Here is a 25,530-nt window from a genome sequence, read left to right as displayed (position 1 = left end):
CCCGCCCGATGATAAAAACTCGTTACTTCCGGCCGTTTACCGCACTACTGCTGGCCCTAGGGTCTGCTAGCAGTGCGCTAGCACAAAGCTCCCAATCCGGGTCGACGGAAGGCTGGTACCAGGTTCACATGGCGGTATTTGAGCATCGTGGGGACGCTGGTGAACACGACGAACTGTGGCGCAACCAGTTGCAACTGAGGTATCCGCCCAAATTAATACGGCTGAAAACACGCGAGCAGTTTCTCGCCGACCTATGTGGCATCTCAGAACCCGACCCCAGCGTAAACGCTAGCGAAAACCGTCTACTGGACATACTTGAGCGGGTTGACGCCGGCGAAGATTACCCCACTGACAGCTACGAAAACCCGACACCGGCCCAACCACTGGACCCCGCCTGCAAAGAACGCTATCCAGAGCGTTTTCCGGCCAGCGGCGCAGAAACGGCCAAAGCCCGAGCCGACGCCACCGTGGCCTCTGCGCGTGAAATGGTGGGTGACAACACAACAGCAGCAACAAGCAGCGCCCTTACAACGCTGACACCTTACGTACTGGCGCCACAGGTGCCGGACGCTGAATTTGCAGAAATGGTAAAGAAACTTAAAGGTGCCTACCGCTACCGCATGCTGTTCAGTGGCAGCTGGCCGCAACAGTTGGAAACCCGCAGTAAAGCCACGCCACTGTTGGTTCAGGGCGGCAATCAGGTTGGCCGTCATTTTGAGCTGGAGGGTTACGTCAAAATCGCCCTCGAACGCTACCTACACATCGACACCGATCTGTGGCTCAGCCGCTACAATGGCCAAGCGCAAACAGGCTCAGGAGCCTACCGCAGCGAACCGCAAACCCCGCGCATGAACGAGTTTCCGGCCCTGCCAACCCCCTTTCCTGTCAACGACCGCGACAGTGCGGCCAGATTACGGCAGCAGCGTGCAGCCGAGCGCTATGCCCAGCAGCAATATGCTGATGAGTCATTCAGGGACGACAACGAGATGCCGCGCCGACCCAGCAGCAACCTCGACATTCTCATGGCTGAAGACAGTAGCTACTATGTAGAACGCACCGTGGTGATGCGCCAGAACCGGCGCATGCGTAGCGGTGAAGTACATTACCTTGATCACCCACTATTCGGTGTATTGATCAAGATCACGCCGATTACAGCGCCCAAAAGCAACAGCGACAAAACCGCCGCGCTTAACCGCTAACGGTCGCGGCCAGCAGGTTTTTCACGCTTTGCATTCCGCTGTCGATTACTTTTTGGATATCAGCCATAGTAATGGGCTCATCGCTGAGGCCGGCAGCGGGATTCACCACCAGACACAACGAAGCGTAGTCGAGCCCCAATTCCCGGGCCAACGCCGCCTCCGGCATACCCGTCATGCCCACCACGTCAGCCCCGTCACGTAACAATTTCTGCACTTCGGCGGCTGTCTCAAGGCGTGGCCCCTGGGTGCAGGCATAGCACCCATCCTCAACCAGCACCATGGCCTGCTTGGCGGCTGCGTTCAACAGCTGCGCACGCAAATCGTCGCTGTAGGGTGAGCCAAAGTCGACATGGTCCAATCGACCATCGTTGCCATCGAAAAAAGTATGCTCTCGCCCCCAGCTGTAATCGATAATCTGGTCAGGCACCACCAGTGCGCCGGTACCGCAACGCGCGGTGATGCCCCCCACCGCATTTACCGCAAAGACCGCTTTCACGCCGACTTGCTGCAAGGCCCAGATATTGGCCCGATAGTTGATTTTATGCGGCGGCAAACGGTGCCCGTCGCCATGCCTGGGCAGAAAGTAAAAACGGGATCCGCCGTAACGCATGTCGCGCAGTGGCGCGCTGGTTTCACCATAAGGCGTATCCACCACCCTGGCGGCTAACACTTCGGCACCATCCCAATCACATAACCCGGTTCCGCCGATGATGGCTACTGCTTCACTCACGCCGATGTCTCCTGTTGCGCAGTGGCGCCCTGTTCGGCGCCCCCCTGCTCTATCTGATCAGCCACTTCCTGCTGTAATTTAACGGTGGTTGTCGGATAAGCGACATCCGCACCGTGCTGATGAATAATGCCCAGCACATCGAGCAGCACCCGCTGCTTGATCTCGTGGTAGGCCACCCAGTTGGTTGTTTTGGTGAAGGTATAGATGAAAAAATCCAGCGACGACGGGCCAAAACTATTGAAGTTTACAATCAGGGTTTTGTTCTGATCGATATCATCGTGCGATGCGAGGTAGTCTTTAACATCGCGGACGATATCCGCCACTTTGCGAGCGTCGTCGTAGCGTACGCCTATCGTTTCGTAGATCCGGCGATTGAGCATCCGTGACGGGTTTTCCACCGATATTTGCGTGAACGTGGCATTGGGCACATACAGAGGCCGCTGATCAAAAGTGCGAATGCGGGTTTGGCGCCAACCGATATTTTCCACCACACCTTCGATATTCTGGTCAGGGGAACGAATCCATTCACCCACAGCGAAGGGCCGGTCCAGGTACACCATGAGCCCACCAAAAAAATTCGCGAGCAGATCTTTCGCGGCAAAACCTACCGCGATCCCACCGATACCGCCAAAGGCTAATACGCCGGAAATGCTATAACCCAGAGTCTGCATAGCCACCAGCAGCGCAGTAATGATTATCGCCGTTTTGACCAGCTTACCAATGGCCATTACGGTGGTAGGATCGAAGGGCTCTTCCTGCTTGGTGTACTCTCCGGACAATAAGCGGCCTTCCACCTCTCGCACCAGCCCTACCAGAAACCAGGTGATGATCAGCACCGCCAACACCGCACGCAGGTTATTTAGCACCGAAAATATTTCCGCGTCGGAAGTTTGCAGTATCAATTGCAAGGCGTAGCTGAAGCCCACCAGCCAGATCATCCAGTATGCCGGCCGACGTATTGAAGCTAACAGGGCGTCATCCCATACGGTGTGTGTTTTCTCAAGCTTGGTTTTAAGGCGATCCAGCAGCTTGCCGACAACATAATTGAGCAGCGCTGTAACAAGTATCGCTGCGAACACTTTCCACAACCACGGGTAATCTTCTATCTGGACTTTCTGTAGCCAGTTTTCGAACATTGCTCCAATCCCCAATATTTTCCAGACAAGTCTCTTGCTAGATTATTTTATTACGTAAGGCATGCTGCTTATAAGGCCACCGAATAAAAAACCGGTGTTACGGCGGGACCAGTTCGCAGGATCGACGCTTAACCAGATGAAAAGCAAACTATTTTACACATCTTAGGTATTTGTACGTACGCATAGCCACGTGAAATTTTGACTGAAATCGGCCTCTAGACAGCACCCGCACTGGTGTTACTTTGTAGCTGTCGCTTCATCTTTGAAGGAGTACGCAATGAATAATGTGAGGCCCCAAATTGGGAGCTGGTATAAAGACCTGCAACTCGGCGCAATCTTTGAAGTGGTCGCTATCGACGATGCCATCGAAACGCAAATGGTTGACGGTGAAATTTGCGAATACGATCACGATAGCTGGAAAGAGCTAGTACTCGAACACGTAGAGGAACCCGAGGACTGGCGTAGTCCCTTTGAGCTCTCTGACGATGACTACCGCGATTCCAGCGATTATTCCTCCGCTGGCAGCTGGCGCGACCCGCTGAGCGAAATCGAACCTGACACCATCAACGGTCTACTCGACGATTTCTGATCCTTTACCGTACCTCTGAGCCATCCCTGTGATGGCTGCCCCCCTTATTCTGTTTGACCCGTCGTCTCTACCCCACACTCACGCGCTAAAAAAAACTTGCGCAGCCAGACTTCCTGTATATACTGACAGTAACTGTATATCCGAACAGGAATAACAATGAGCACACTGACCGCCAGGCAACAGGAAGTTCTCAACCTAATCAAGCAGTACATAGAAGAAACCGGTTACCCTCCCACACGCGCTGATATTGCCCGTGAGTTGGGTTTCCGCTCCCCTAACGCCGCAGAAGAACACCTGAAAGCATTGGCGCGCAAAGGCGCTATCGAGATGATTGCTGGCGCCTCGCGCGGTATTCGCCTGCCGGAGGGCTCCAGCGGAATCCCCGTGGTGGGCCGCGTTGCTGCCGGCAATCCCATCCTGGCTCAGGAGCACATTGAAGAGTACTGCGACATGCCGGGTTCAACCTTTAAACCCCGCGCCGATTACTTCTTGCGAGTACGCGGCGACAGCATGATTGATATTGGCATTTACGAAGATGACCTGCTCGCCGTGCACCGCACGAGCACAGCCAATGCCGGCGATATTATCGTGGCCAGAATTGACGATGAAGTGACGGTAAAACGCTTTAAACCCACCAAAAGCAAATACCAGATTTTACTGCTACCTGAAAACCCCGACTATGAGCCCATTGAAGTGGATTTGAGGGAACAGGATTTTGCCATTGAAGGCCTCAGCGTCGGCGTGTTGCGGAGACATTAATATGGAAACTCAAAACGAAATGTTCGCAGTGAACCCGGCATCGGCCGATGTTCTCAACCTTAACCGTAGTCGCATTGCAGAATTACATCTCCCGGCGAGCAACCCGCTTTCCAGCCAACCACTGCTGACCGGCATTCTGCGCGAGCTCAACGACACCGACGATAACCGGTGGGTCTGCTGGATTGCCGATACGCCAGTCAAAAGCTTTCTAAGCGCAGATGCACGACGCAGAGGCCACCACCTGCTTCAGGTACTGGCCCGAGACGCCAGCGGCACACTGCCCCTCGCCCTGCGCGCCCTTCAGGGCGGCCGTAGCCATACTGTCGTGATGCTGGCACACGCCCCCCTGAGCAGAGCCGATTATGCGCAGCTAGAATGGGCAGCGAGGAAGGGGCAGGCGGAATGCCTGTTGATTTATCTCGACAGCGCGCAGTGACCTGATAAGGCGCCGGACACACGGCTTCAGTGAACCGTTTTGTTGTCCGGCGACGTCATATCCAACAGCTCTTCACCCTCGATCTCCTCTTCCATGGTGATTTCCGGGGCTTCAGAGGCAACTTCAATGCCAGCCTGTATCATCGCCCGAGCCACTTCTAGGGGCGGGGCTGCCATAAACTGACGAGAGGCCTCTGAAAAGCTGATAACAACTAGCGGTTCGCTGTCGTCATCGGAGCGTTGCAGGACGATATCCCCGTTCGGCAGTTCCACGAGTTCGAGGTAGGAAAACACACTGACACCTTGTTGGATTCAGGGCCAAGCCCTTTGGTTGGGGAAATTGTAACAATCCCAGCTCACAGGAGCCAATGAAAGTCTGGCAGCCTTCAGTATTCCTGCTGGCCGTCCCGATGGCGGTCAAACAGAGACTGCAGCTCATCCGCCACGCTATTCAGCGTGGTTTCATCCCAAACGCGCCCGGCAGTAGATACTGCTATCACGTCATCTGCGGCACTGGCAGTACTGACTGCCAGAGGCAAAAAGTCTTCAGCCAGCAGGTTTTGCAGCCACGGCTGATGCACTTCCCGTTCGGCCAACTCGACCATCTCAGGTATCGTCTGCCCCATCCGCTCCAGCTCGGCACAACCGTGTTGAGCAGACACCGGCCGCAGCGAAATCTCACGCTGCTCACACAAATCCGCTAGGTGGCAGCGATACGCCAGTTGTAAATGAAATATCGCGTGATGCCGGTCTACCGTATCACTGTGCTCACCCCAGTACGGATCAAGCGGCTGTGAAAATCGGGCAATACATTTGCGCGCGAGAAACAATTCCAGATTGGCATGTGCGCGTACTGAAGCTGCCACCGCTTAATCCTTTTTAGCCGTCTTTTTTGCGGCAGCTTTCTTCTTCGCCGCTTTTTTCTTGGCGGGCGCTTTTTTCTTCGCGACCTTCTTCTGCACGTCCCAGCGACCGTTTACGTAGTAAGCAGCCCAGCCTGTTGGCTTTCCGCCATCCTCTGTCTGGACATAATGTTCCTGGCTCTTGCGACTGTAGCGGATTACCGCTGGTAAGCCAGCGTCGTCAGCTACGGGAGCATCGAACAGGTAGCTGTACTTCGGATCAATTTCCTCTTTGTGTGGCAGTATTTCAGCCACCAGTGGCGCGCGCGTCTCACGATTTTTCGGAAAGCCCTTCGCTGCCAGAAACAGACCAGCAGCACCGTCGCGCAGCACGTAGTAATCGTCCACTTTTTCGCAGGCCAGTTCAGGCATAGGCACCGGATCCATTTTCGGCGGCGCCGGTTCTCCACTGCGCAACAGTTTACGAGTATTTTTACATTCATCAGCGGTGCAGCCGAAATACTTGCCAAAGCGGCCTGTTTTCAACTGCATATCGGCGCCGCATTTATCACACTCGATGACAGGGCCATCATAGCCTTTGATCTTGAACTGTCCCTGCTCCACCTCGAAGCCGCTGCAGTCCGGGTTGTTACCACAGACATGGAGCTTGCGAGATTCGTCAATCAAGTAGCTGTCCATGGCGGTATTGCACTTGGGGCAGCGATGGCGGTTAATCAACAGCCGCGATTCTTCTTCGTCGTCTGCGTCCGCCCGAACCACTTCGTCACCGGGAATCAGGTTGATCGTACGCTTGCAGCGCTCTTTGGGGGGCAATGCATAGCCCGAGCAACCCAAAAACACGCCGGTACTGGCCGTGCGCACCTGCATGGCTCGACCGCAATCAGGGCAGGCTATATCGGTTTCCGACGGTTGATTACTGCGCATGCCGTTGTCGTCGGATTCCGCCTGCTCAAGCTTGCTGGAGAAATCCGAATAGAATTCATCCAGTAGCGCACGCCAGTCTTTTTTAGCGCCGGCCACCTCATCTAAGGCTTCTTCCATGTTTGCGGTAAAGCTGTAATCGAGCAGATCACTGAAGCACTCCACCAGGCGATCAGTCACAATATCGCCCATTTTCTCAGCGTAAAACCGGCGGTTTTCTACCCGCACATAACCGCGATCCTGAATGGTGGAAATGATGGATGCGTAGGTAGACGGTCGACCTATGCCTCGTTTTTCGAGTTCTTTAACCAGCGACGCTTCGGTGAAACGCGGTGCCGGCTTGGTAAAATGCTGTGAAGGGTCTAGTTTGACCAGCGCCAGGGTATCTCCGACGTTAACATCGGGCAGCTCGGTGTCTTCCTCTTTTTTGCTGCCAGCTGGTGGCTGGGCCCGCAGGTAGCCGTCAAAGCGCATAACCCGGCCACGGGTTTTCAGCTCAAACTCTCCGGCCTTAACGGTCACACTGGTACTAGTGAACTGGGCCGGCACCATCTGACAGGCGACAAACTGCCGCCAAATAAGGGTGTACAGCCGCTCCGCATCACGCTCCATGCCTTTAAGCTGGGTTGGTAGCAGAGTGACGTCCGAGGGGCGAATCGCTTCGTGCGCTTCCTGGGCACCCTCCTTACTGCTGTAACGGTTAGGCGACTCCGGCAGATACTTTTTGCCGTATTCTCCCTCGATATAGTCGCGACACTGGGCCACCGCATCATTACTGAGGTTGGTGGAGTCGGTACGCATGTAGGTGATGTAGCCAGCCTCGTACAGCCGCTGAGCCAGCATCATGGTCTTCTTAACCCCAAACCCCATGCGCGTACTCGCGGCCTGCTGCAAGGTTGAGGTGATATAGGGTGCGGATGGGCGACTACTAGTGGGTTTGTCTTCCCGATCTGCCACGGTGAATGTGGACTCTTTGAGAGCATCCACCGCTGCCATCGTTTGCGCTTCATTACCGGGCCTGAAATTCGCATCGCCCTGCTTTTTTACTTCTAGACGCAGCGGGCCGTTGTCATGCTTTAGATCGGCATGGAGCTGCCAGAATTCTTCTGGAATAAACGCCCGAATTTCACGCTCGCGCTCTACAATCAAACGCACCGCAACCGACTGAACCCGCCCCGCAGACAGGCCCCTGGCAACCTTTGACCACAGCAACGGCGACACCATGTAGCCCACAACGCGATCGAGAAAACGGCGTGCCTGCTGAGCATTAACGCGGTTCAGATCGAGCTCGGATGGTTTGGAAAACGCTTCGGTGATCGCCTTTTTGGTGATTTCATTAAACACCACCCGACGATAGCGAGATTCGTCGCCAGCAATAGCCTCGCGCAGGTGCCAGGCAATCGCCTCCCCTTCGCGGTCAAGGTCCGTTGCGAGGTACACGTAATCGGCGTCTGCCGCCAGCTTCTTCAGCTCGGCGACCACCTTTTCCTTGCCCGGCAGGATTTCGTATTTGGCTTTCCAATCGTGTTCGGGGTCTATCCCCATCCGATTGATCAGCTGCTCTCGCGATTTCTTGCGCTTATGAGCCGCCTTTTCTTCCGGCGACATTTTGCGAGTTTTGGCGGCAGCCTTGGCACGCTCCTTGGGATCAACAGCCTGTTTGCCACCACCACTGGTAGGCAAATCCCGGATATGGCCGACACTGGACTTGACCACAAAGTCGGGGCCCAGGTACTTGTTGATCGTTTTTGCTTTCGCGGGTGATTCCACGATTACCAGCGATTTGGCCATAATATCCTTCTAACATCATGCTGATCCGGTGACTGTTGCCACGTCGAAGAGGCGACATATATAAGACCTCACTTGCGGCGGGTCAAGCGCAAGTCCGAATTTGGCAAGGAATTTGTGGTGCGCAACCCACACAAGACAATCTGATTCAGCAAGCGGATTCATAGGCAAAACGCGGCACCGACGCTTCGCCAACCTGTACATTTTCAGTAAACATGGTCAATGGCCTCACCCACAACCCGCGCTCACCATAGAGCGGCCGATATACCACCAGGAGCTCTTCCGTCTCGCTATGTCGGGCAGTACCAAGCACCTCGTAATCGCCCCCTTTATAATGACGATATCGCCCAGGCTTAGGTATTTGTTTTTCGGCCAATTGCCGTTCCCCCTGCCAATTGTCGTATGTCTTCAAGCAGCATTGCGACCTGCTCTACCGTAGTTTCATCACCGCGCTCACGCCAGTAGAGCACGTAACCTTCAGGTGTTGAACCAAAGCCCACCATATCGGCACCCATCCTGGCGCGCAATGCCGGGAGAGCATCCACAACCGCCTCAGGACAGCTACCATCAATATCCCTCTCGCCGTCTGGCGCCTCCCGCCAAACAAACCAGTGCGGGCGGATTCGGTTGCGTTCGCGCTGCATCCGCAAGCTATACGCGACGCCTTTAGCTGCCGCCTCCTTGCGTACCTTGCTGCGATGCGATTGCGGCAAATCTACCAAGCTGATAGCCAAACCCAGCTGCTGCGCCCGCTCTCGCAAACGCGCCTGTCGCTTTTGCGCCGGGCTCGGCATGACCCACATGATGGGGGCCACGACAAAGGCGACAACGATAAAACCAATCAACCAACCCACAATTTGACCCTCGAAAACTGGACGCGCACGGAAATTTCATCCTTAATTAGATTACAGCCTACATTTGGAGGGCGATACTATATGCAAAACTACCAGCGTGTTGTAACAGCCATCGACCTTTCCGAAGAGTCCGCCGCAGTGGTCGACCGCGCCAACAATATCGCGGCCCGCAACTCCGCAGAACTCCACCTAGTCCATGTGATAGAGCCGCTTAGCCTCGCCTACGGCGGCGATATTCCCATGGACTTTTCCGGCGTGCAGGATCAATTGCAAGAGCAGGCTGAGAAACAACTGCGGCAGTTCGGCGAGCGCTATACACTCCCGTCTGATCGTCTACACTTACTGATCGGCAGACCTGAAAGCCAAATACATCAGCTGGCAGATGATATCAGTGCCGACTTGATTGTCGTTGGAAGTCACGGCCGACAAGGGCTTGCGCTGATCCTGGGCTCTACCGCTAACGGCGTATTGCATGGCGCCCACTGCGATGTTCTTGCGGTCCGGGTGGGTCAATAAGTCCAGACCGGTGCATGATCACGCCGCAGCTAACCAGTGCACAACGGCCTGAGCATCGAAAGGCCAGCCCAGCTCACTGCCGTTGCTGCGCCTGACAACAGGGATAACGATGCCATAGCGCTCCATCAGCGTGTCATCGTCTGCGATATCCACCTTTTCCAATGTGAATGCCAGCCCGCCCGACTGCAGTTCAACAAGCAAGGCTTCAGCCAGTTCGCATAGGTGGCACGCGGAGGTGCCGTATAAGATAAGCTTTTCTACCGCCATATCAGAGCAACCGGAAAACCATATTCACCTGTCCCAGTGACACCTTGTCTCCGTCACGCAAGCGCCCTTGAGACTCCTTTCGCCCGTTGATTTTTAACCCGTTGGTTGAGTCTGTATCCTTGATTTCCCACGCGCCATTGGCAAACTGCAGCAACGCATGCTGGCCACTTACGCTGGGATCGGTTAGCGGAAACTGGCATTTCGCGCTGCGACCAATTGTCCAGCGCTGAACCTCTTTTTTAGGAATCAGACCCACGACACGCGACTTATGATTGCCAGAGGTAATCACCAAAGCGGCGCTTACCTTGCGATCTTTTGGCAGGCACTGGTCAAGGAGCTGATCAATCTTCTCTTTTGAAAATACGTTGGCTGAAAACGTGTGGCCGCCCTCCTCGGCTTCGGCCCAGTCTGCAGGCAAGGGAAAGGCCTGATGGAAAGCCGTTTCACTACCAACATCTTGCTCTTCTTCTATAACAATTGAGGACGACTCAGGAACTTGGCTGGAACTATCGAGGTTACGCATGACCAGTGTGGAGCTGCCACTTTCCGGAGCTACAACGTGGTAGGCCGCTGAATCAAACTTCACCACATCACCCGGTTTTAGGTGTGTTGGCGCATCGATCTGACGCTTATTAACAAAAGTACCGTTGGTCGACCCCAAGTCTTCAAGGATGACGTTATCGTCAGTCACTGTGATTTTTGCGTGGTTTCTGGACGGGTAGCCATTGCTCACAATCAGATCACATTCCGGGCTTCTCCCAATGGTGTAGCTTGCGCCACTTAGCATCGCAAACTCTTCGCCATCGCTGACCGATACCAAGAGATACTTCGTTGTCATTACCCCGCCCCCAAGCTCACGTAACACGTGCTTTAAAATTGTTCCAGGCAGTATATCTCAAACCAGCCACACAATTAAAAACGCCCGACGTTAAGCCGGGCGTTTTTAAGCGCTGTAAACGTCAATCAGAGATCGTAACCCGACTCGTTATGACCAACGATATCCAAGCCCTCGGTCTCCTCTTCGGGCGACACTCGCAAACCAGTGATCAACTGCACAGCTTTGAGCAGAATAAAACTAACCACAGCGGTGTAGGCGATAGTAACCACAATACCAATTAGCTGAACCTTGACCTGAGAACCCATTGTCACGCCATCTGCGTAGCCCTGACCACTGAACAATCCGAGCTGGTCGCTGGCAAAGATACCGGCCATAAATGTACCGAGAATCCCGCCCACGCCATGCACCGGAAACACGTCAAGAGAATCATCGATTTTCAATACCTGCTTTAAAGTCATCGTCGCGTAGAAGCAGACGATGCCGGCACTGATACCAATGACCAACGCTCCCGCCGGTCCCACATAGCCCGACGCAGGCGTGATGGTACCCAAACCCGCGACCATACCAGTCACCGCACCCAGGGCACTGGGCTTGCCAAAGCGAATCCACTCTATGCTTAACCAGGTAAAGGCACCGGCTGCTGCCGATAAATGCGTCACCAGCATCGCCATAGTCGCATCGCCATTGGCCGCCAGTGCACTACCGGCATTGAAACCGAACCAGCCAACCCACAGCATGCCAGCGCCGGTCATTGTCATCGTAAGATTATGAGGAGGCATAGCCGTTGTCGGGAAGCCATTGCGATTACCCAGCACAAGCGCAGCAACCAGCGCTGCAACACCCGCTGTAATGTGCACAACAACACCACCTGCAAAATCCAGCAGCCCCAGCTCTGCCAGCCAGCCGCCGCCCCACACCCAGTGCGTTACCGGGGCGTAGACCACCAGCAGCCACAGCGCCGAAAATAGAACGACGGCGGAAAAACGCATACGCTCGGCAAAGCCGCCTACTATCAGCGCTGGCGTAATAACAGCAAAAGTCATCTGAAACATGACAAACAGGGTTTCAGGAATATCGCCAGCCAAGGTATCTTCGCCTACCCCTGCAAGGAATGCACGAGCACTAAGGCTACCCATAAAACCGTTGCCCTCGGTAAACGCGATACTGTAACCGACCACAAACCACAACACTGACGCTACGCAGGCAATGGTAAAGCACTGCATCAGGACGCTTAGCACGTTCTTGTTGCGCACCAGACCGCCGTAAAACAGCGCCAGCCCCGGCAGGGTCATAAACAGTACCAGTGCCGTCGAGGTCAATATCCAAGCGGTATTTGCGCCATTCAACTCATCCGCCATCACGGAACTCGATGCCACCAGTGCCAACATCGCGGCTGCAAACCGGCACGAACCATTCACTATATTTCTCATCGCTCTCCCCAGAACATTAAGCGCACCACATGAGTGCATAATAGAAGAAAAAACCCAATTTTGGTGCACTTGCACCTTAATGAGTAGTCTCGACACGTCGATGCAGCCCGCACACTTTTTGCACATGAAAGCGTCGTGTACCCGTTAAAACCCGAGGTCAGGTCTTACCTGACCCCGAAAAGCGCACAATATCGGCTCACTGCATCGCGCAATGATCCCCTTTGGTGCAATATGTGTGCCACCAAGGTGCGCGCCAAACCAGCACCTGCAGGCCGACAATTACCGACTTTTCATTTGAGGCGTAGCCAGTCATGGTTTAAATTTTTATGCTGGAGAAGTTAAAAGAATTAAACCACAGGCACGCGCAGCGACTGCAAAGTTAAGGATTATCATGGCGTTATTTTCCAAGCCCACAGCCCGGGCATTGGCCATAATCGATTTACTGACAGCCAACCCACAGGAATCCTTTGGTCTTACCGACATCACCCGCAAGCTGGGCCTTAACAAGGCCACCTGCCATGCCATTCTGACCACCATGTCTCATTACGGCTTTCTGATTCAGGACCCGCGCAGCAAAGCCTACCGATTAGGGCCCAATATCGTTGCAGCCGGCAACGCCGCTCACGCCCTGTTTCCTGTACTCGAATATGCCCGCGCTGAACTGGAAGCCCTGTCACAATCGGCAGGACTGGGCTGCGGTGCCGCCGGCCGCAGTGGCCGCAACATTGTTTTACTGGCTCACTATGGCCACTCCAACCCAGTCCATTCGCCATTCCAATTGGGCATGCGCCTGCCATTTATGGCGCCTTTGGGAGCCAGCTTTATTGCCTGGTCCCCGGCAAAGCAACTGGAAAGCTGGCTGGATAGCGGTGAACAGCAGCTCGGTGGGACACTTGACGAAAAGCTTGACCAGCAGCTGCGCATTTCGGTGATTGCCATCCGCGCCCGAGGCTTTGAAGTCACCCTACGCACCGAGGCCGAAGAACAATTGAACGCCGACCTCACCCGCTTACGCGGAATATGGGATCTGAACGCACTGGAAGAGGTTACCGGCAACTATCAACGCGCCCTATTGCAGTCACACTATCACCTGGACCGGATTGACCCGACCACCCGCTACCCGGTCTGCAATATCACTGTTCCTGTATTTGGATACGATCAATTACCTGAACTTATCTTTTCAAGCGGCTCTTATAGTCGCGACCTGAGCGGCCAGGAAATACTGGATATCGCAGAACAGCTCAAATCTGCAGCAGAGCGTGCGCGGCAAGCAGCCGCGCGCGCCTACAATCGCCCACAAAGGTAATGCGCACCATGACGAGGACAGTAGCGATTGAGGCGGCCACGCAGTACCATGCCATCGCCATGCTGTACTGCCAGAAGCATCAATCGTGACTCGCACCGCCAGTAAACAACCCCTAAAAGACTCCATGCCGATGAAGGCATTTCGCTCACTGCTGCGGGTGGTTGCCAACCACGGTTACAGCGTCGACGAAGTGCTCGAGACCATCGGCCTCCAATACAACCCACTACTACCCGAATATCAGCACCTCACCGATATCCCCACCCGGCTGTACAGCAAACTCTATCGGCAACTGATGATCATGCTTCAAGATGAAGCCTTTGGCATGATGACGCCGGACCGCGCGCCGCCCGGAACCTTCCGCATGATGTGCCTTTTTATTGTGCACTGCCGAACTTTACAGCAGGCGATAGAACGCTATGCCGAATTTCTAGACTACTTCGATCAGTTTCGCAGCAGCACCGTGCGCCGACGCCAGCCCATTAGCGAACTGAATGACAAAGGACTGGCAAGGCTGCGTTTCGACAACCCGAATATGCCGGCTGGCACCGACAATCCGGCATCCGAAGCCTCTACTCTGTATATGATGTACCGACTATTCAGCTGGTTTGTCGGACAAAACCTACCGCTGCACTCGGTACAACTCGTTGGCGGTGACCAACGTCTGATCAGTGAATACGAACCATTGTTCGACGCCCCCATAGAACTGAACCAGCCCGAATACACCCTCACGCTTACCAAGGACAGTCTCGCCATGCCGCTCGTGCAGACTGAAAGTACTCTCCATGAATTTCTGCGCACGGCGCCCTACCCCCTTATTAGCCGCCGCAAAACACTAAATGCCGGCGAATATCAGGAAAAAGTAAAAGCTATATTTGCTCATGAACTAGGATCGGAAATACCTTCCGCACAAGTGATTGCGGACCATCTCAACATGTCGGTTCGGACCTTGCACCGACACCTTCAAAAGGAAGGCACCAGTTATCAGCAGCTCAAGGACGACTTCCGCAAAGATGCCGCAATCACCTATATGAATCGACGGGAGCTGAGTATCAACGCGATCGCCCTGTTAATGGGCTTTCAGGATAGCAGTGCGTTTCATCGCTCATTCAAAAAATGGACTGGCATGTCTCCGGGACAATATCGCCAGCAACTGGGAACCCCCTCGTAATGCCAACAGATTCCAGCGAATACCGCTCACGCAAACAGTTCTACGACCAGATGCTGACCATCTATGGGCGCAAACCGGTATTAGAAGCCCTTAGCGACAGCACGCTGCCGGCTTACAAACTGCACCTTGCAGACAGCAACCGCGACGATGGCATTATCTCGGAGATCAAACGCGTGGCAGATTCGCGCGGCATTACCGTGGCTTATCATTCCCGTCAGGCCCTGTCACGCATCTCGCGCAACGGCAAGCAGGATCAGGGGGTAGCCCTCGACCTGCAACTGCCCAGCTACCGTGATTACCAGACGCTTTTGACATCAGAGAAGTCGAACCAGCGCCTGATCGCATTGGACAGAATTACCAACCCGCAAAATCTGGGAATGATTATTCGCAGTGTTGCGGCCAGCGGAATAACCGGACTGATCTTACCGAAAAACGGTTGCGCCAGCCTATCACCGCTGGTCGCCAAAGCCAGCGCCGGCACACTGTTCAAAGCCCCAATTTATTACTGCGACGAGCTCGGGGCCTGCCTCGAAGCGCTGGCTAACGCTGAGTTTTCACTGGCAACCCTTTCTTCCCATGCAAAACAATCTCTACTCGACCACCAACCAGCTCAGCGCTCCGTTTACGTACTGGGCAATGAAACAGATGGCGTTTCAAGCGGGATAGCCAAGCGCTGCGCGGTACAACTAGCCATACCCATGCACAACGGTGTAGAGTCGTTAAATGTTGCGATTACTGCCGCACTCATTGCATTCTATCAACGCCCCTGACTTCCAATTTTCCAAGGGGGCGGCTTGTCGGCTAGCCGTTTTAGCGCATAAGTGGTGCGGCCTCTATAATGCGTTAAGGTGTCAAGTTATGGCACCTTGCATCATCAACAACAAAAATAATGTTTATAAACTTATGGATTTGGAGAATACCCAACATTAACCGTAGACTCATTTACACTGATGACCAGGTCAGCCTTGGCTCATCCGTAAATAGCCATAAGTAGACTGGGGGTAGTATGAGCAAACTGTCCATGATGGACTTGGCCTTTTTTCTGACCGAAACGGAAGCCAGCCCCAAGCATATTGGCGGGTTGATGATATTTCGTAAGCCAAAAAATGCATCACCGGATTTTGCTCGCCAACTTTACACAGAGCTGCTGGCCACCGCCGATCAGGTTAAAGCACCGTTCAACCAGATCATTCACTGGTCGCGATTTGGGCTTCCGGAATGGCGCACCGCCACCGACTTACGCATGGAAGATCATGTTTTCTACCGGGAACTCCCGGCACCAGGCAATCGCCGGGTGCTCAATCGCCTTGCCGGTGAGCTACACACCCCCAAGATGGATCGCAGCCGGCCAATGTGGGAATTTCATATTCTCGACGGCATGGATGACAACCGCTTCGCCGTGTATACACGACTGCACCACGCCTATGCCGACGGCGTAACGATTACCCGCTGGACCATTCGAAGCTTTTCCGAATCCGCAAAAACCAGAAAGCTGACACCCGTCTGGTCGGTGCCCTCTGACCGCTCGCCACGTGACCGCCAGTCGTTCTCGTTCAAAACCATTGCGAAACTACTACTACGCAAATCACGAGACCAGGCAAAAATGCTGGCCGGGCTGTCAAAGCTGAGTGCCCAGTTAGTGCTGGAACAGGTACATCTCACCAAAAATGCAGTTGCAGTACCTTTCAAGCTCCAGCACAAAACCGTCTTGACGGGACAGGTGTCTGCCGGCCGCCAGGTATCGACCGCAACCGTACCAATGGAACGGGTCAATCGTTTACGCAAGTTGACACGATCCACCCTTAATCATATTGCTCTAACTTGCATTGATGGCGCCTTACACCGCTACCTCGAGGAATGCGGCAGTGACCTCGAAGAACCGATCACCATACAAATGCCTGTCAACCTGCGCGCAGAAGGCGACGAAGAAGGCGGCAACAGAATAGGCATTGTCCTGGTGGATCTGGCGCGTAAAACCACTGACCCCTATGAGCGGCTGCGCGAAATCGGCTTTACCCTACGCAATGTTCGCTATCAGGTTGACGGTGTTGCAGCTTCTTCTGTAATCGCTTATACACTAACGCTGGGAATATTTGCACAGCTTGCAGAATTGCTGAAGATGAGCGATGTACTTCCTCCGTTAGGAAACACTTTGGTGTCGAATGTACCCGGCCCAAGAAAGGCACTGTATATGCGGGGTGCCAAACTCGAAGAAAGCTACCCGATCAGTGCGCTTACGCCGAGCAACCATATGAATATCACCCTGTACAGCTACGACCAGCACTTACATTTTGGACTGGTGGCGTCACACGCCTTGCCCAACCTGGACACACTCGGCGGCTATATACACGACGCATTCAAAGAATTAGAAGATGCAGTAAATGCCTACCGCTAGATCAGAACCGAACAACTGATCGTTAGCGAATCGCGATGGAATATAAACAGTAACAACAACATTCAGTACCGAGGAGCAGCGCATGAACTACTTTGTTACCGGCGGAACCGGATTTATCGGCCGATTCCTGATTCAAAACCTGTGCAAGCGCGACGGCACTATCTACGTGTTAGTGCGCAAAAGTTCAAAACACAAAATCGAAAAACTGATAGAACAATGCGGCGTCGATAAAAGCAAAATCGTTGCGGTTACTGGTGATCTGGGGAAGAAGCGTCTCGGCATTACCCCCAAAGACATGAAAAACCTCACAGGCAATATTGACCACTTTTATCATCTGGGCGCCATTTACGACCTGAAGGCCGACGCCGAGAGCCAAGAAATTGCCAATGTCGAAGGCACCCGCCACGCCGTAAGCTGCGCCGAACAAATGCAGGCAAAGTGTTTCCATCTGGTAAGTTCGATTGCCGCCGCCGGCATGTACCGAGGCACCTTCCGCGAAGACATGTTTGAAGAAGCCGAAGGTCTGTCACACCCCTATTTTCGTACCAAGCATGTCAGCGAAGGCATTGTCCGCAATGAGTGCTCGATCCCCTGGCGCGTCTATCGTCCATCAATGGTGGTGGGGCACTCGAAAACCGGCGAAATGGACAAAATCGACGGCCCCTATTACTTCTTCAAGGTCTTGCAGAAATTCCGCCGCATGCTGCCGCCCTGGGTTTCTCTGATTGGCATTGAAGGCGGTCAGATGAATATCGTGCCCGTAGATTTCGTGGCCGACGCACTGGATCACATTTCCCACAAACCCAAGCTCGACAATACCTGCTTTCACCTGACCGACCCCAACGGGGCGCGCGTGGGCGAGGTACTGAACATATTTGCCGAAGCCGGACACGCACCAAAAATGGCGCTGCGAATCGACACCCGCATGTTTGCGTTTATACCGGATAGCATCCGCGGCATGCTTGGAAATCTGCCACCCATAAAACGCATCATGCAAGCGGTACTCGGCGATTTCGGCATTCCGGCTGACGCCCTGCGCTTTGCCAATATGCCCACCCGTTACGATACACGGGAAACAGAACGCGCTCTGAAAGGCAGCGGTATCACTGTGCCCCGCCTTCAAGATTATGCCCCGGCCATCTGGGATTACTGGGAACGCCACCTCGACCCGGGTCTCTTTAAAGACCGCACTCTGAAGGGGAACGTTTCAGGCAAGGTGGTTGTCATCACTGGCGCCTCCTCTGGCATTGGCAAGGCTGCCGCGCTGCAACTGGCAGAAGCCGGCGCCCAAGTGGTGCTGGTTGCCCGCAGTACCGAAAAGCTTGCAGAAACCCAGTCTGAAATCAAAGCGCTGGGCGGCACCTCATTTGCTTACAGCTGCGATGTGTCTGATCTGGACTCCTGTGACAACCTGGTTGAGACCGTACTGAAAAACCACGGTCACGTGGATGTATTGATCAACAATGCCGGGCGTTCCATCCGTCGCTCACTGGAGCTGACCTTCGACCGTTTTCACGACTTTGAGCGCACTATGCAGCTCAATTATTTCGGCGCAATACGTCTGATCATGGGGTTTGCTCCCTCAATGCTGGAACGCAAACAAGGGCATGTCATCAACATTTCCTCTATCGCTGTTATTGTCGGCACGTCACCGCGCTTCTCAGCATACGCTGCCTCCAAGTCAGCACTGGACGCGTTCTCGCGCAGCGCGGCAGCAGAGTTTTCGGACCGCAATATTGCCTTTACCACAATCAACATGCCGCTGGTACGCACGCCCATGATCGGGCCAACCTCGATCTACCAGGCCGTGCCAACCCTGACGCCCGAGGAGGCGGCCAATATGATTGGCGAAGCCATCGTGAAACGCCCCAAACGGATCGCCACGCCACTGGGCATTACCATGCAAGTGCTCAATGCCTTGATGCCAAAAGCAACCGAGATCATCATGAACATGGTGTTCAAAACCTTCCCGGATTCTGCTGCTGCCAAAGGAGATGGTACCGAGACTGGCACCGAGCCCTCATCGGAGCAGGTGGCACTGGCTGCGGTGCTCAAGGGTATCCACGTTTAACCCAGCACTCTCGGAAGGACGGGCTAGTCACCCGTCCTTCTCTCCTTTCTTTTCTCAAACCGCCAACAAAAAAAAGGCGCCATACGGCGCCCAAAGGATGCGATCTCCAAGGAGATCTGTCGAGAAATCAAGCGTCCTCTTCTTCTACCGCCGCCGCAGCCTCGCCATTTTCAACCGGCTTGGCACTGGGCAGTAACGCTGCGCGAATACCTGCTTCAATTTCATTGGCAATTTCAGGGTGCTCTTTCAGATAGTTAGCCGCATTGGCTTTACCTTGACCGATTTTATCGCCTTTGTAGGCATACCAAGCACCAGACTTGTCGACCAGCCCTTGTTGCACACCCAAATCGATGATTTCACCCATGCGATAAATACCCTGACCGTACATGATCTGGAATTCCGCCTGCCGGAAAGGGGGCGCCACTTTGTTCTTGACGACTTTTACCCGTGTTTCGTTACCGACCACTTCCTCACCCTGCTTGATCGCCCCAATGCGACGGATATCGAGCCGCACCGACGAGTAGAACTTGAGGGCATTACCCCCGGTCGTGGTTTCTGGATTGCCGAACATCACGCCGATCTTCATCCGGATCTGGTTAATAAAGATCACTGTGCTGTTGGACTTGTTGATGGTGCCGGTCAGTTTGCGCAGAGCCTGGCTCATGAGACGGGCTTGCAGACCCACGTGGCTATCGCCCATCTCGCCTTCAATCTCCGCCTTGGGTGTCAGCGCCGCGACCGAGTCGATTACAATCAGGTCTACCGCACTGGAGCGCACCAGCGTTTCCGCGATTTCCAGCGCCTGCTCGCCAGTGTCGGGCTGAGACATCAGCAAGTTATCCAGGTCCACACCCAGCTTTTCTGCGTAGCTCGGGTCGAACGCGTGCTCAGCATCGATAAAGGCACACACGCCGCCTTTTTTCTGACTTTCAGCAATCGCGTGCAGCGTCAGGGTGGTTTTACCACTGGACTCAGGCCCGTAGATCTCGATAATTTTACGACGTGGCAAGCCGCCCACGCCCAGCGCGACGTCCAGCGCCAGCGACCCTGTGCTGATAACAGGCACTGCCACGCGCTCTTGCTCACCCATGCGCATGATTGAGCCCTTGCCGAACTGACGCTCGATTTGCGACAACGCTGCACTCAGCGCTTTCTGCTTGTTATCATCCATAGTGGCCCCCGAAGTTTAAGCAATAGAGTGATTTGGTATACAGTATTCAACCTGTATATATAATCAGTATATCCGGCGACACTGTCAACCGTTGACAGTAACTTTTTTGCAGCGTACCCACCGCACCACAATTCCTGCCCAGACCTTTGCCCTGCAGCCGGCCGGCCCGTACAATCGCACCCTTCAGCAACCAACCATCATCAGTATAAAAATCCATGAGTAGCGCCACGGCCAGCCGCCAAGAACAGCACACCCCCATGATGCAGCAGTATCTCAAGATCAAGGCAGAGCACCCTCGCGAGCTGGTGTTTTACCGCATGGGGGATTTTTACGAGCTGTTTTTCGATGATGCCAAAAAGGCAGCCGAACTGCTCGATATTACCCTGACCGCCCGCGGCAAGTCAGCCGGCGAGCCAATTCCGATGTGCGGCGTACCTTTCCATGCCGCCGAGTCCTACCTGGCGCGCCTGGTTCGCAAAGGCCAGTCGGTAGCCATTGCAGAGCAGATTGGCGACCCGGCCACCAGCAAAGGGCCGGTGGACCGACAAGTGGTGCGCGTAGTCACTCCGGGCACCGTCAGCGATGAAGCCCTACTCGAAGCCCGCCGCGACAACCTGCTGGTGGCTGTTCACGCCCATAACAACATCTTTGGTATCGCCTGCCTGGATATCAGTAGCGGCCGCTTTGTCGTGCTGGAAGCCGACGGCGAAGACGCCCTGCTGGCAGAAATCCAGCGGCTTAACCCCGTTGAATTGCTGGTTAATGAGTCGCTATCCCTAAGCCGCTTGGAATCCCGCAGTGGCTTTCGCCGCTGCCCGCCCTGGGAGTTTGAGTTGGAGACAGCCAACCGGCTACTGAACCAGCAGTTTGGCACTAAAGATCTACAGGGTTTTGGCTGCAGCGAATTGACCGTCGCTCTGGGGGCCGCCGGCTGCCTGCTACAGTACGCCCGCGAGACCCAGCGCACTGACCTCCCCCACATTCGCGGCATTCAGCACGAAAACCGCAGCGACAGCGTTGCCATCGACGCCGCCACCCGCCGCAATCTCGAGCTCGACATCAACCTTAACGGCAGCGAAGACAACACTCTTTATTCGGTGCTCGGAACCACCCGCACCAGCATGGGCGGGCGCCTGCTGCGACGTTGGCTGCACCGCCCACTGCGCGACCTCCACACACTGCAAGGTCGCCAACAAAGCATTGCCAGCCTGCTGCAGGATTTCCGCTTCGATCCGGTGCGTGAGGAACTCAAGCAGATCGGCGACATGGAGCGAATACTCGCCCGGGTTGCGCTGCGCTCTGCGCGCCCGCGTGACCTGACCCGCCTGTGCCGATCGCTGACGGCCGTACCCACCCTGGTTTCGCAACTGCGCGCCATCGACAACCAGCATTTGCAGGAACTGGCCGATCGCCTCGGCGAGTTTCCGGAACTTACTGATTTGCTGGAGCGCGCGCTGGTCGATAATCCGCCAATGGTCATCCGCGACGGCGGCGTGATAGCCCCTGGCTTTGACGCCGAGCTAGACGAGCTACGCGACATCAGCACCAACGCTGGTGATTTTCTCGTACAGCTGGAAACCCGCGAGCGTGAGCGCACAGGTCTCAGCACTCTCAAAGTTGGCTACAACCGTGTACACGGTTACTACATTGAAATCAGCCGTTCCCAAGCTACCGACGCTCCGGTTGAATATACCCGCCGTCAGACCCTGAAAAATGCAGAGCGCTTTATCACCCCAGAGCTTAAGGAATTTGAGGACAAGGCCCTGAGCAGCAAAAGCCGGGCTCTGGCCAGAGAAAAAGGACTCTACGAAGACCTCCTGGAAACCCTGAACGAGGCCCTGCTGCCACTGCAGACATGCGCTGAGGCGGTTGCCGAGCTGGATGTGCTGGCGACCCTCACGGAGCGCGCCATCGCGCTGGATCTCTGCCAACCCGAATTGATGGCGGAGGGCGAAATTCATATCGAGGGTGGTCGCCACCCGGTTGTGGAGTCGGTGCTGGAGAGCCCCTTTATCGCCAACGACACCCGATTTGACGCACAGCGCCGCATGCTGGTGATCACTGGCCCCAACATGGGCGGTAAATCAACCTATATGCGGCAAACGGCCTTGATCGTGTTGCTTGCCCATATTGGCAGCTTTGTGCCGGCAAAAGCCGCTCGCATTCCCATGGTTGACCAAATTTTCACCCGCATAGGCTCATCCGACGACCTTGCAGGTGGTCGCTCCACGTTTATGGTGGAAATGACCGAAACCGCGAATATCCTGAACAATGCGACAGAGCGCAGTCTGGTACTGATGGACGAAGTCGGCCGAGGCACCAGCACCTTTGACGGCCTGTCGCTGGCCTGGGCCTGCGCCGTCAGGCTAGTTGAAGAAGTCCGTGCATTCACCCTGTTTGCCACCCACTACTTCGAGCTGACGGCCCTGCCAGAGCAATACCCGACGGCCGTCAACGTGCACCTGGACGCAACAGAACACGAAGATCACATTGTCTTTCTCCACGCGGTACAGGATGGTCCAGCTAATCAGAGCTATGGCTTGCAGGTCGCCAAACTGGCAGGAATACCGCCCAGCGTGATTCAAAATGCCCGGCGCAAACTTGCCCAGCTGGAGCAGAAGGTATCACCCGTACCCGTCAACGGCGCCAGCCCGGCCCAGCCGGATCTGTTCTCGGCGGCTCCCGAGCCGAGCCCGGCCCTCGAAGCTTTGAAGGAACTGGATCCGGACGACCTTTCGCCCCGGCAGGCACTGGATGTGCTCTATCGTCTAAAAACACTCGAAAAAAGCTGACCGCTTTTGTTACTGATTGTTAGGTATTGAGTGGTACCCATTTCCATTTGAGGTGGTAGAATAGCCGCCTTCAAAGACCTGCGGTCATTTTCAGACAGGATTAAAGAGGCGGCGTATGACATTTGTAGTTGGGGAAAACTGCATCAAGTGCAAGCACACAGACTGTGTAGAAGTCTGTCCAGTGGATTGTTTTTATGAAGGCCCAAACTTTCTGGTCATTCACCCCGACGAGTGCATCGATTGCGCGCTGTGCGAGCCCGAATGCCCGGTAGACGCTATTTTCTCGGAAGATGAGTTGCCCGAAGACCAGCAGGTGTTTTTGGAATTGAATGCCGAGCTGTCAGAAATCTGGCCGAACATCACTGAAATGAAAGAACCCCCGGCGGATGCCGAAGAGTGGGCTGGCGTGGAAGGGAAACTGAAGTACCTGGAACGCTAACCCCCCACATAAAAAAAGCGGCGCTAGCGCCGCTTTTTTCGTCTTCGCCCGGCAACTCTCGCCCGGCTCCGTTTTTCCGGTACAAGCCGCTAGCTGAATATTGCCTCCTGGTCAACGCCCCGACATTCGAACAAGGTACGCAGGGTTTTCAGCCCTTCCACCTGAATCTGGCGCACCCTCTCGCGAGTCAAGCCTATTTCAGCCCCAACTTCTTCAAGCGTTGCCGGCTCATGGCCGCGTAAACCAAAGCGCCTTGCCAAAACCTCTCGCTGCTTTTCGTTAAGCTCTTCCAGCCAGCTATCCAAGGCTACTTTTAGATGATCGTCCTGCAACCAGTCAGCGGGATCTCGTGCATTGTCGTCTGCCAGCGAATCGAGTAAGGGGCGGTCAGAATCCCAGCCCATCGGCACGTCTACAGAGCCGACTCGCTCGTTCAGACCAAACATTTTCTGGATTACCTCGACCGGCTTGTCGACATGCTCTGCTATTTCCTCCGGCGTTGGCTCGTGATCTAGCTGCTGGGTCAACTCACGCGCAGCGCGCAAATAGATATTCAGCTCTTTCACAACATGGATGGGCAGACGAATTGTTCTGGTTTGGTTCATCAAAGCCCGCTCGATGGTCTGGCGAATCCACCACGTGGCGTAAGTTGAAAAACGAAACCCGCGTTCCGGATCAAATTTTTCTACGGCGTGAATAAGCCCCAGGTTACCCTCCTCAATCAGATCCAAAAGGGTCAACCCGCGATTAGAGTAGCGGCGTGCGATTTTAACCACCAACCGAAGATTGCTCACAATCATGCGCTTGCGACCCGCGGCGTCACCCTTCCGGGCTAAGCGCGCGTAGTACACTTCTTCTTCAGCGGTCAATAATGGAGAATAACCAATTTCGTTGAGGTACAGCTGGGTCGCATCTAGCTCTCCCTGACTTACACGACGACGTTTTTTCGGGCCGTCGGTACACTCCTTGCGATCAGAATCCTGTGTTGCGAGAACTTCTACGGGGTTTACAGTTTTATCTACGGCAAAATCGTCAGCGTCTGCTTTCATGACAGCATCCTTCTACTCCGTGCCTTCTTATTTGTGCCGACAAGTCTATCGCCCGGCTAGCACAAGTCCTTCCCCCTACCTACTTCCTTCCTTTGGTAACAGCGCCACCGGGTCTACCGGCTTACCATCTTTTCGAATTTCAAAATGCAGTTTCACACCGTCTGTGCCGGTGTCGCCCATACGAGCAATCACCTTCCCCTGCTTTACCTGATCGCCCTCCTTAACTAACAAACGGTTATTATGGGCGTATGCGCTCAGGAACCGTTCATTGTGTTTCACAATAAGTAACTTGCCATAACCCACCAAGCCACTGCCCGCGTACACTACAACCCCATCTGCAGCAGCACTTACAGGCTGCTCCATATTACCGGCGATATCAATACCCTTATGAGCGAACTGGGAAGCACTGAACCCTCTTAATAGCTTACCTTTGACTGGCCACACCCACTCCCCAGTGAAGCTCTCAGGCACTGGCTTAGGCATGGTGGAAGCAACAGTAGATTTCTTCTGAACAGGTGCGGAGCGCGGCGGCGACGACGATACTTTCGGCGCGGACGGGGTCTTTGAAACCGACGGGGTGCTGGCTTGTGTAATCGTACTAGTTACCGGCGCCGTATTGCCAACCACATTGTCGACAAGGCGCAATGTCTGACCCGGGAAAATTGACGCTCCACCTCTGACTCCGTTAGCAGACGCTAACCCCCGGTAGTCCAGACCGTAGCGAAAGGCGATGGAATACAAGGTATCACCTCGCTGCACCACATAGTTTTCCGGGGTTCGTTCAGGCGGCGAATGCAAATCAACAACAGGCGCG

25 protein-coding genes are annotated in these 25,530 nt (G+C 54.7%); 12 read left to right on the top strand and 13 right to left on the bottom strand.

The genetic code is table 11. The annotated features are described in order from the left end of the window. Positions 1–8: 8 nt before the first annotated feature. Positions 9–1,199, top strand: a complete 1,191-nt coding sequence (locus tag AC222A_RS04630) for a CsiV family protein (protein ID WP_372758942.1) — start codon at positions 9–11, stop codon at positions 1,197–1,199. On the opposite strand, the gene AC222A_RS04625 is transcribed toward AC222A_RS04630, so the two are convergent. Further along, complete coding sequence (locus tag AC222A_RS04625) at positions 1,189–1,929, bottom strand: S-methyl-5'-thioinosine phosphorylase (protein WP_372749387.1); 741 nt, start codon at positions 1,927–1,929, stop codon at positions 1,189–1,191. The two genes, AC222A_RS04630 and AC222A_RS04625, sit on opposite strands and share 11 nt — an antisense overlap. Then, positions 1,926–3,065, bottom strand: a complete 1,140-nt coding sequence (locus tag AC222A_RS04620; protein WP_372758944.1) for a mechanosensitive ion channel family protein — start codon at positions 3,063–3,065, stop codon at positions 1,926–1,928. The genes AC222A_RS04625 and AC222A_RS04620 overlap by 4 nt, the downstream gene beginning before the upstream one ends. Before the next feature lie 277 nt (positions 3,066–3,342). Here AC222A_RS04620 and AC222A_RS04615 point away from each other — a divergent pair, with 277 nt between their 5' ends. The 3 genes from AC222A_RS04615 to AC222A_RS04605 all read left to right on the top strand — a co-directional run bounded on the left by AC222A_RS04615 (position 3,343) and on the right by AC222A_RS04605 (position 4,849). Beyond that, positions 3,343–3,654 carry a DUF6763 family protein gene (locus tag AC222A_RS04615; protein ID WP_372747978.1) on the top strand — a complete coding sequence of 104 codons (312 nt, stop codon included), beginning with the start codon at positions 3,343–3,345 and terminating at the stop codon, positions 3,652–3,654. A 156-nt stretch (positions 3,655–3,810) separates the two neighbouring features. Further along, on the top strand, positions 3,811–4,413 hold the full coding sequence (gene lexA, locus AC222A_RS04610) for a transcriptional repressor LexA (protein WP_372747977.1): 603 nt from the start codon (positions 3,811–3,813) through the stop codon (positions 4,411–4,413). A gap of 1 nt (position 4,414) precedes the next feature. After that, positions 4,415–4,849 (top strand): hypothetical protein, encoded by a 435-nt coding sequence (locus AC222A_RS04605; protein ID WP_372747976.1) that lies wholly within the window; start codon positions 4,415–4,417, stop codon positions 4,847–4,849. Between the two features lie 26 nt (positions 4,850–4,875). Here the strand turns inward: AC222A_RS04605 and AC222A_RS04600 are convergent, their stop codons facing one another. The 5 genes from AC222A_RS04600 to AC222A_RS04580 form a co-directional block, all read right to left on the bottom strand. After that, positions 4,876–5,142, bottom strand: a complete 267-nt coding sequence (locus AC222A_RS04600) for a hypothetical protein (RefSeq protein ID WP_372747975.1) — start codon at positions 5,140–5,142, stop codon at positions 4,876–4,878. Between the two features lie 92 nt (positions 5,143–5,234). Continuing rightward, positions 5,235–5,714 (bottom strand): hypothetical protein, encoded by a 480-nt coding sequence (locus AC222A_RS04595; RefSeq protein WP_372780899.1) that lies wholly within the window; start codon positions 5,712–5,714, stop codon positions 5,235–5,237. A 3-nt stretch (positions 5,715–5,717) separates the two neighbouring features. Next, a complete protein-coding gene (topA, locus tag AC222A_RS04590; protein ID WP_372758216.1) occupies positions 5,718–8,423 on the bottom strand; it encodes a type I DNA topoisomerase in 2,706 nt (901 codons plus the stop codon). 145 nt (positions 8,424–8,568) lie between these two features. Next, positions 8,569–8,781: a DUF1653 domain-containing protein gene (locus AC222A_RS04585; RefSeq protein ID WP_486774688.1), complete on the bottom strand. Its 213-nt coding sequence runs from the start codon at positions 8,779–8,781 to the stop codon at positions 8,569–8,571. Then, a complete protein-coding gene (locus AC222A_RS04580) occupies positions 8,774–9,274 on the bottom strand; it encodes a hypothetical protein (protein WP_372747972.1) in 501 nt (166 codons plus the stop codon). The genes AC222A_RS04585 and AC222A_RS04580 overlap by 8 nt, the downstream gene beginning before the upstream one ends. Positions 9,275–9,355: 81 nt before the next feature. Here AC222A_RS04580 and AC222A_RS04575 point away from each other — a divergent pair, with 81 nt between their 5' ends. Beyond that, entirely contained in the window at positions 9,356–9,790 is a 435-nt protein-coding gene (locus tag AC222A_RS04575; RefSeq protein ID WP_372747971.1) for a universal stress protein, read from the top strand. A gap of 18 nt (positions 9,791–9,808) precedes the next feature. Here the strand turns inward: AC222A_RS04575 and AC222A_RS04570 are convergent, their stop codons facing one another. The 3 genes from AC222A_RS04570 to AC222A_RS04560 form a co-directional block, all read right to left on the bottom strand. After that, complete coding sequence (locus tag AC222A_RS04570) at positions 9,809–10,057, bottom strand: glutaredoxin family protein (RefSeq protein ID WP_372747970.1); 249 nt, start codon at positions 10,055–10,057, stop codon at positions 9,809–9,811. A gap of 1 nt (position 10,058) precedes the next feature. Then, positions 10,059–10,895 carry an FHA domain-containing protein gene (locus AC222A_RS04565; RefSeq protein WP_372747969.1) on the bottom strand — a complete coding sequence of 279 codons (837 nt, stop codon included), beginning with the start codon at positions 10,893–10,895 and terminating at the stop codon, positions 10,059–10,061. A gap of 125 nt (positions 10,896–11,020) precedes the next feature. After that, positions 11,021–12,283, bottom strand: a complete 1,263-nt coding sequence (locus AC222A_RS04560; RefSeq protein ID WP_372763630.1) for an ammonium transporter — start codon at positions 12,281–12,283, stop codon at positions 11,021–11,023. 433 nt (positions 12,284–12,716) lie between these two features. Here AC222A_RS04560 and AC222A_RS04555 point away from each other — a divergent pair, with 433 nt between their 5' ends. The 5 genes from AC222A_RS04555 (at position 12,717) to AC222A_RS04535 (ending at position 19,265) form a co-directional block, all read left to right on the top strand. Continuing rightward, a complete protein-coding gene (locus AC222A_RS04555) occupies positions 12,717–13,631 on the top strand; it encodes an IclR family transcriptional regulator (protein ID WP_372747968.1) in 915 nt (304 codons plus the stop codon). Positions 13,632–13,716: 85 nt separating this feature from the next. After that, the gene (locus AC222A_RS04550; RefSeq protein ID WP_372758214.1) at positions 13,717–14,799 is read left to right on the top strand and encodes an AraC family transcriptional regulator; all 1,083 of its coding nucleotides are present in this window, start codon (positions 13,717–13,719) and stop codon (positions 14,797–14,799) included. Further along, on the top strand, positions 14,799–15,569 hold the full coding sequence (locus AC222A_RS04545) for a TrmH family RNA methyltransferase (protein WP_372748214.1): 771 nt from the start codon (positions 14,799–14,801) through the stop codon (positions 15,567–15,569). Before AC222A_RS04550 ends, AC222A_RS04545 begins: the two co-directional genes overlap by 1 nt. A 236-nt stretch (positions 15,570–15,805) precedes the next feature. Further along, positions 15,806–17,194 (top strand): wax ester/triacylglycerol synthase family O-acyltransferase, encoded by a 1,389-nt coding sequence (locus AC222A_RS04540; RefSeq protein ID WP_372748213.1) that lies wholly within the window; start codon positions 15,806–15,808, stop codon positions 17,192–17,194. An 82-nt stretch (positions 17,195–17,276) separates the two neighbouring features. Then, positions 17,277–19,265, top strand: a complete 1,989-nt coding sequence (locus AC222A_RS04535) for an SDR family oxidoreductase (protein ID WP_372748212.1) — start codon at positions 17,277–17,279, stop codon at positions 19,263–19,265. A 127-nt stretch (positions 19,266–19,392) separates the two neighbouring features. Here the strand turns inward: AC222A_RS04535 and recA are convergent, their stop codons facing one another. Further along, on the bottom strand, positions 19,393–20,436 hold the full coding sequence (gene recA, locus AC222A_RS04530; RefSeq protein ID WP_372748211.1) for a recombinase RecA: 1,044 nt from the start codon (positions 20,434–20,436) through the stop codon (positions 19,393–19,395). 215 nt (positions 20,437–20,651) lie between these two features. Here recA and mutS point away from each other — a divergent pair, with 215 nt between their 5' ends. Together mutS and fdxA are read left to right on the top strand one after the other, a co-directional pair. Beyond that, a complete protein-coding gene (gene mutS / locus AC222A_RS04525) occupies positions 20,652–23,228 on the top strand; it encodes a DNA mismatch repair protein MutS (RefSeq protein ID WP_372748210.1) in 2,577 nt (858 codons plus the stop codon). Positions 23,229–23,343: 115 nt separating this feature from the next. Beyond that, positions 23,344–23,667 (top strand): ferredoxin FdxA, encoded by a 324-nt coding sequence (fdxA, locus tag AC222A_RS04520; RefSeq protein ID WP_372748209.1) that lies wholly within the window; start codon positions 23,344–23,346, stop codon positions 23,665–23,667. A gap of 89 nt (positions 23,668–23,756) precedes the next feature. Here fdxA and rpoS read toward each other — a convergent pair whose 3' ends face one another. Both rpoS and AC222A_RS04510 read right to left on the bottom strand, forming a co-directional pair. After that, positions 23,757–24,716: an RNA polymerase sigma factor RpoS gene (gene rpoS, locus AC222A_RS04515; RefSeq protein ID WP_486774678.1), complete on the bottom strand. Its 960-nt coding sequence runs from the start codon at positions 24,714–24,716 to the stop codon at positions 23,757–23,759. Between the two features lie 75 nt (positions 24,717–24,791). Then, a partial coding sequence (locus AC222A_RS04510) for a peptidoglycan DD-metalloendopeptidase family protein (protein ID WP_486774677.1) occupies positions 24,792–25,530 on the bottom strand: 739 nt, incomplete at its 5' end.

The sequence above is a fragment of the Litorivivens sp. genome (assembly GCF_057445395.1).
The sequence above is the reverse complement of the archived record's forward strand: the minus strand, read 5'-3'. Positions and strand labels throughout refer to the sequence as shown.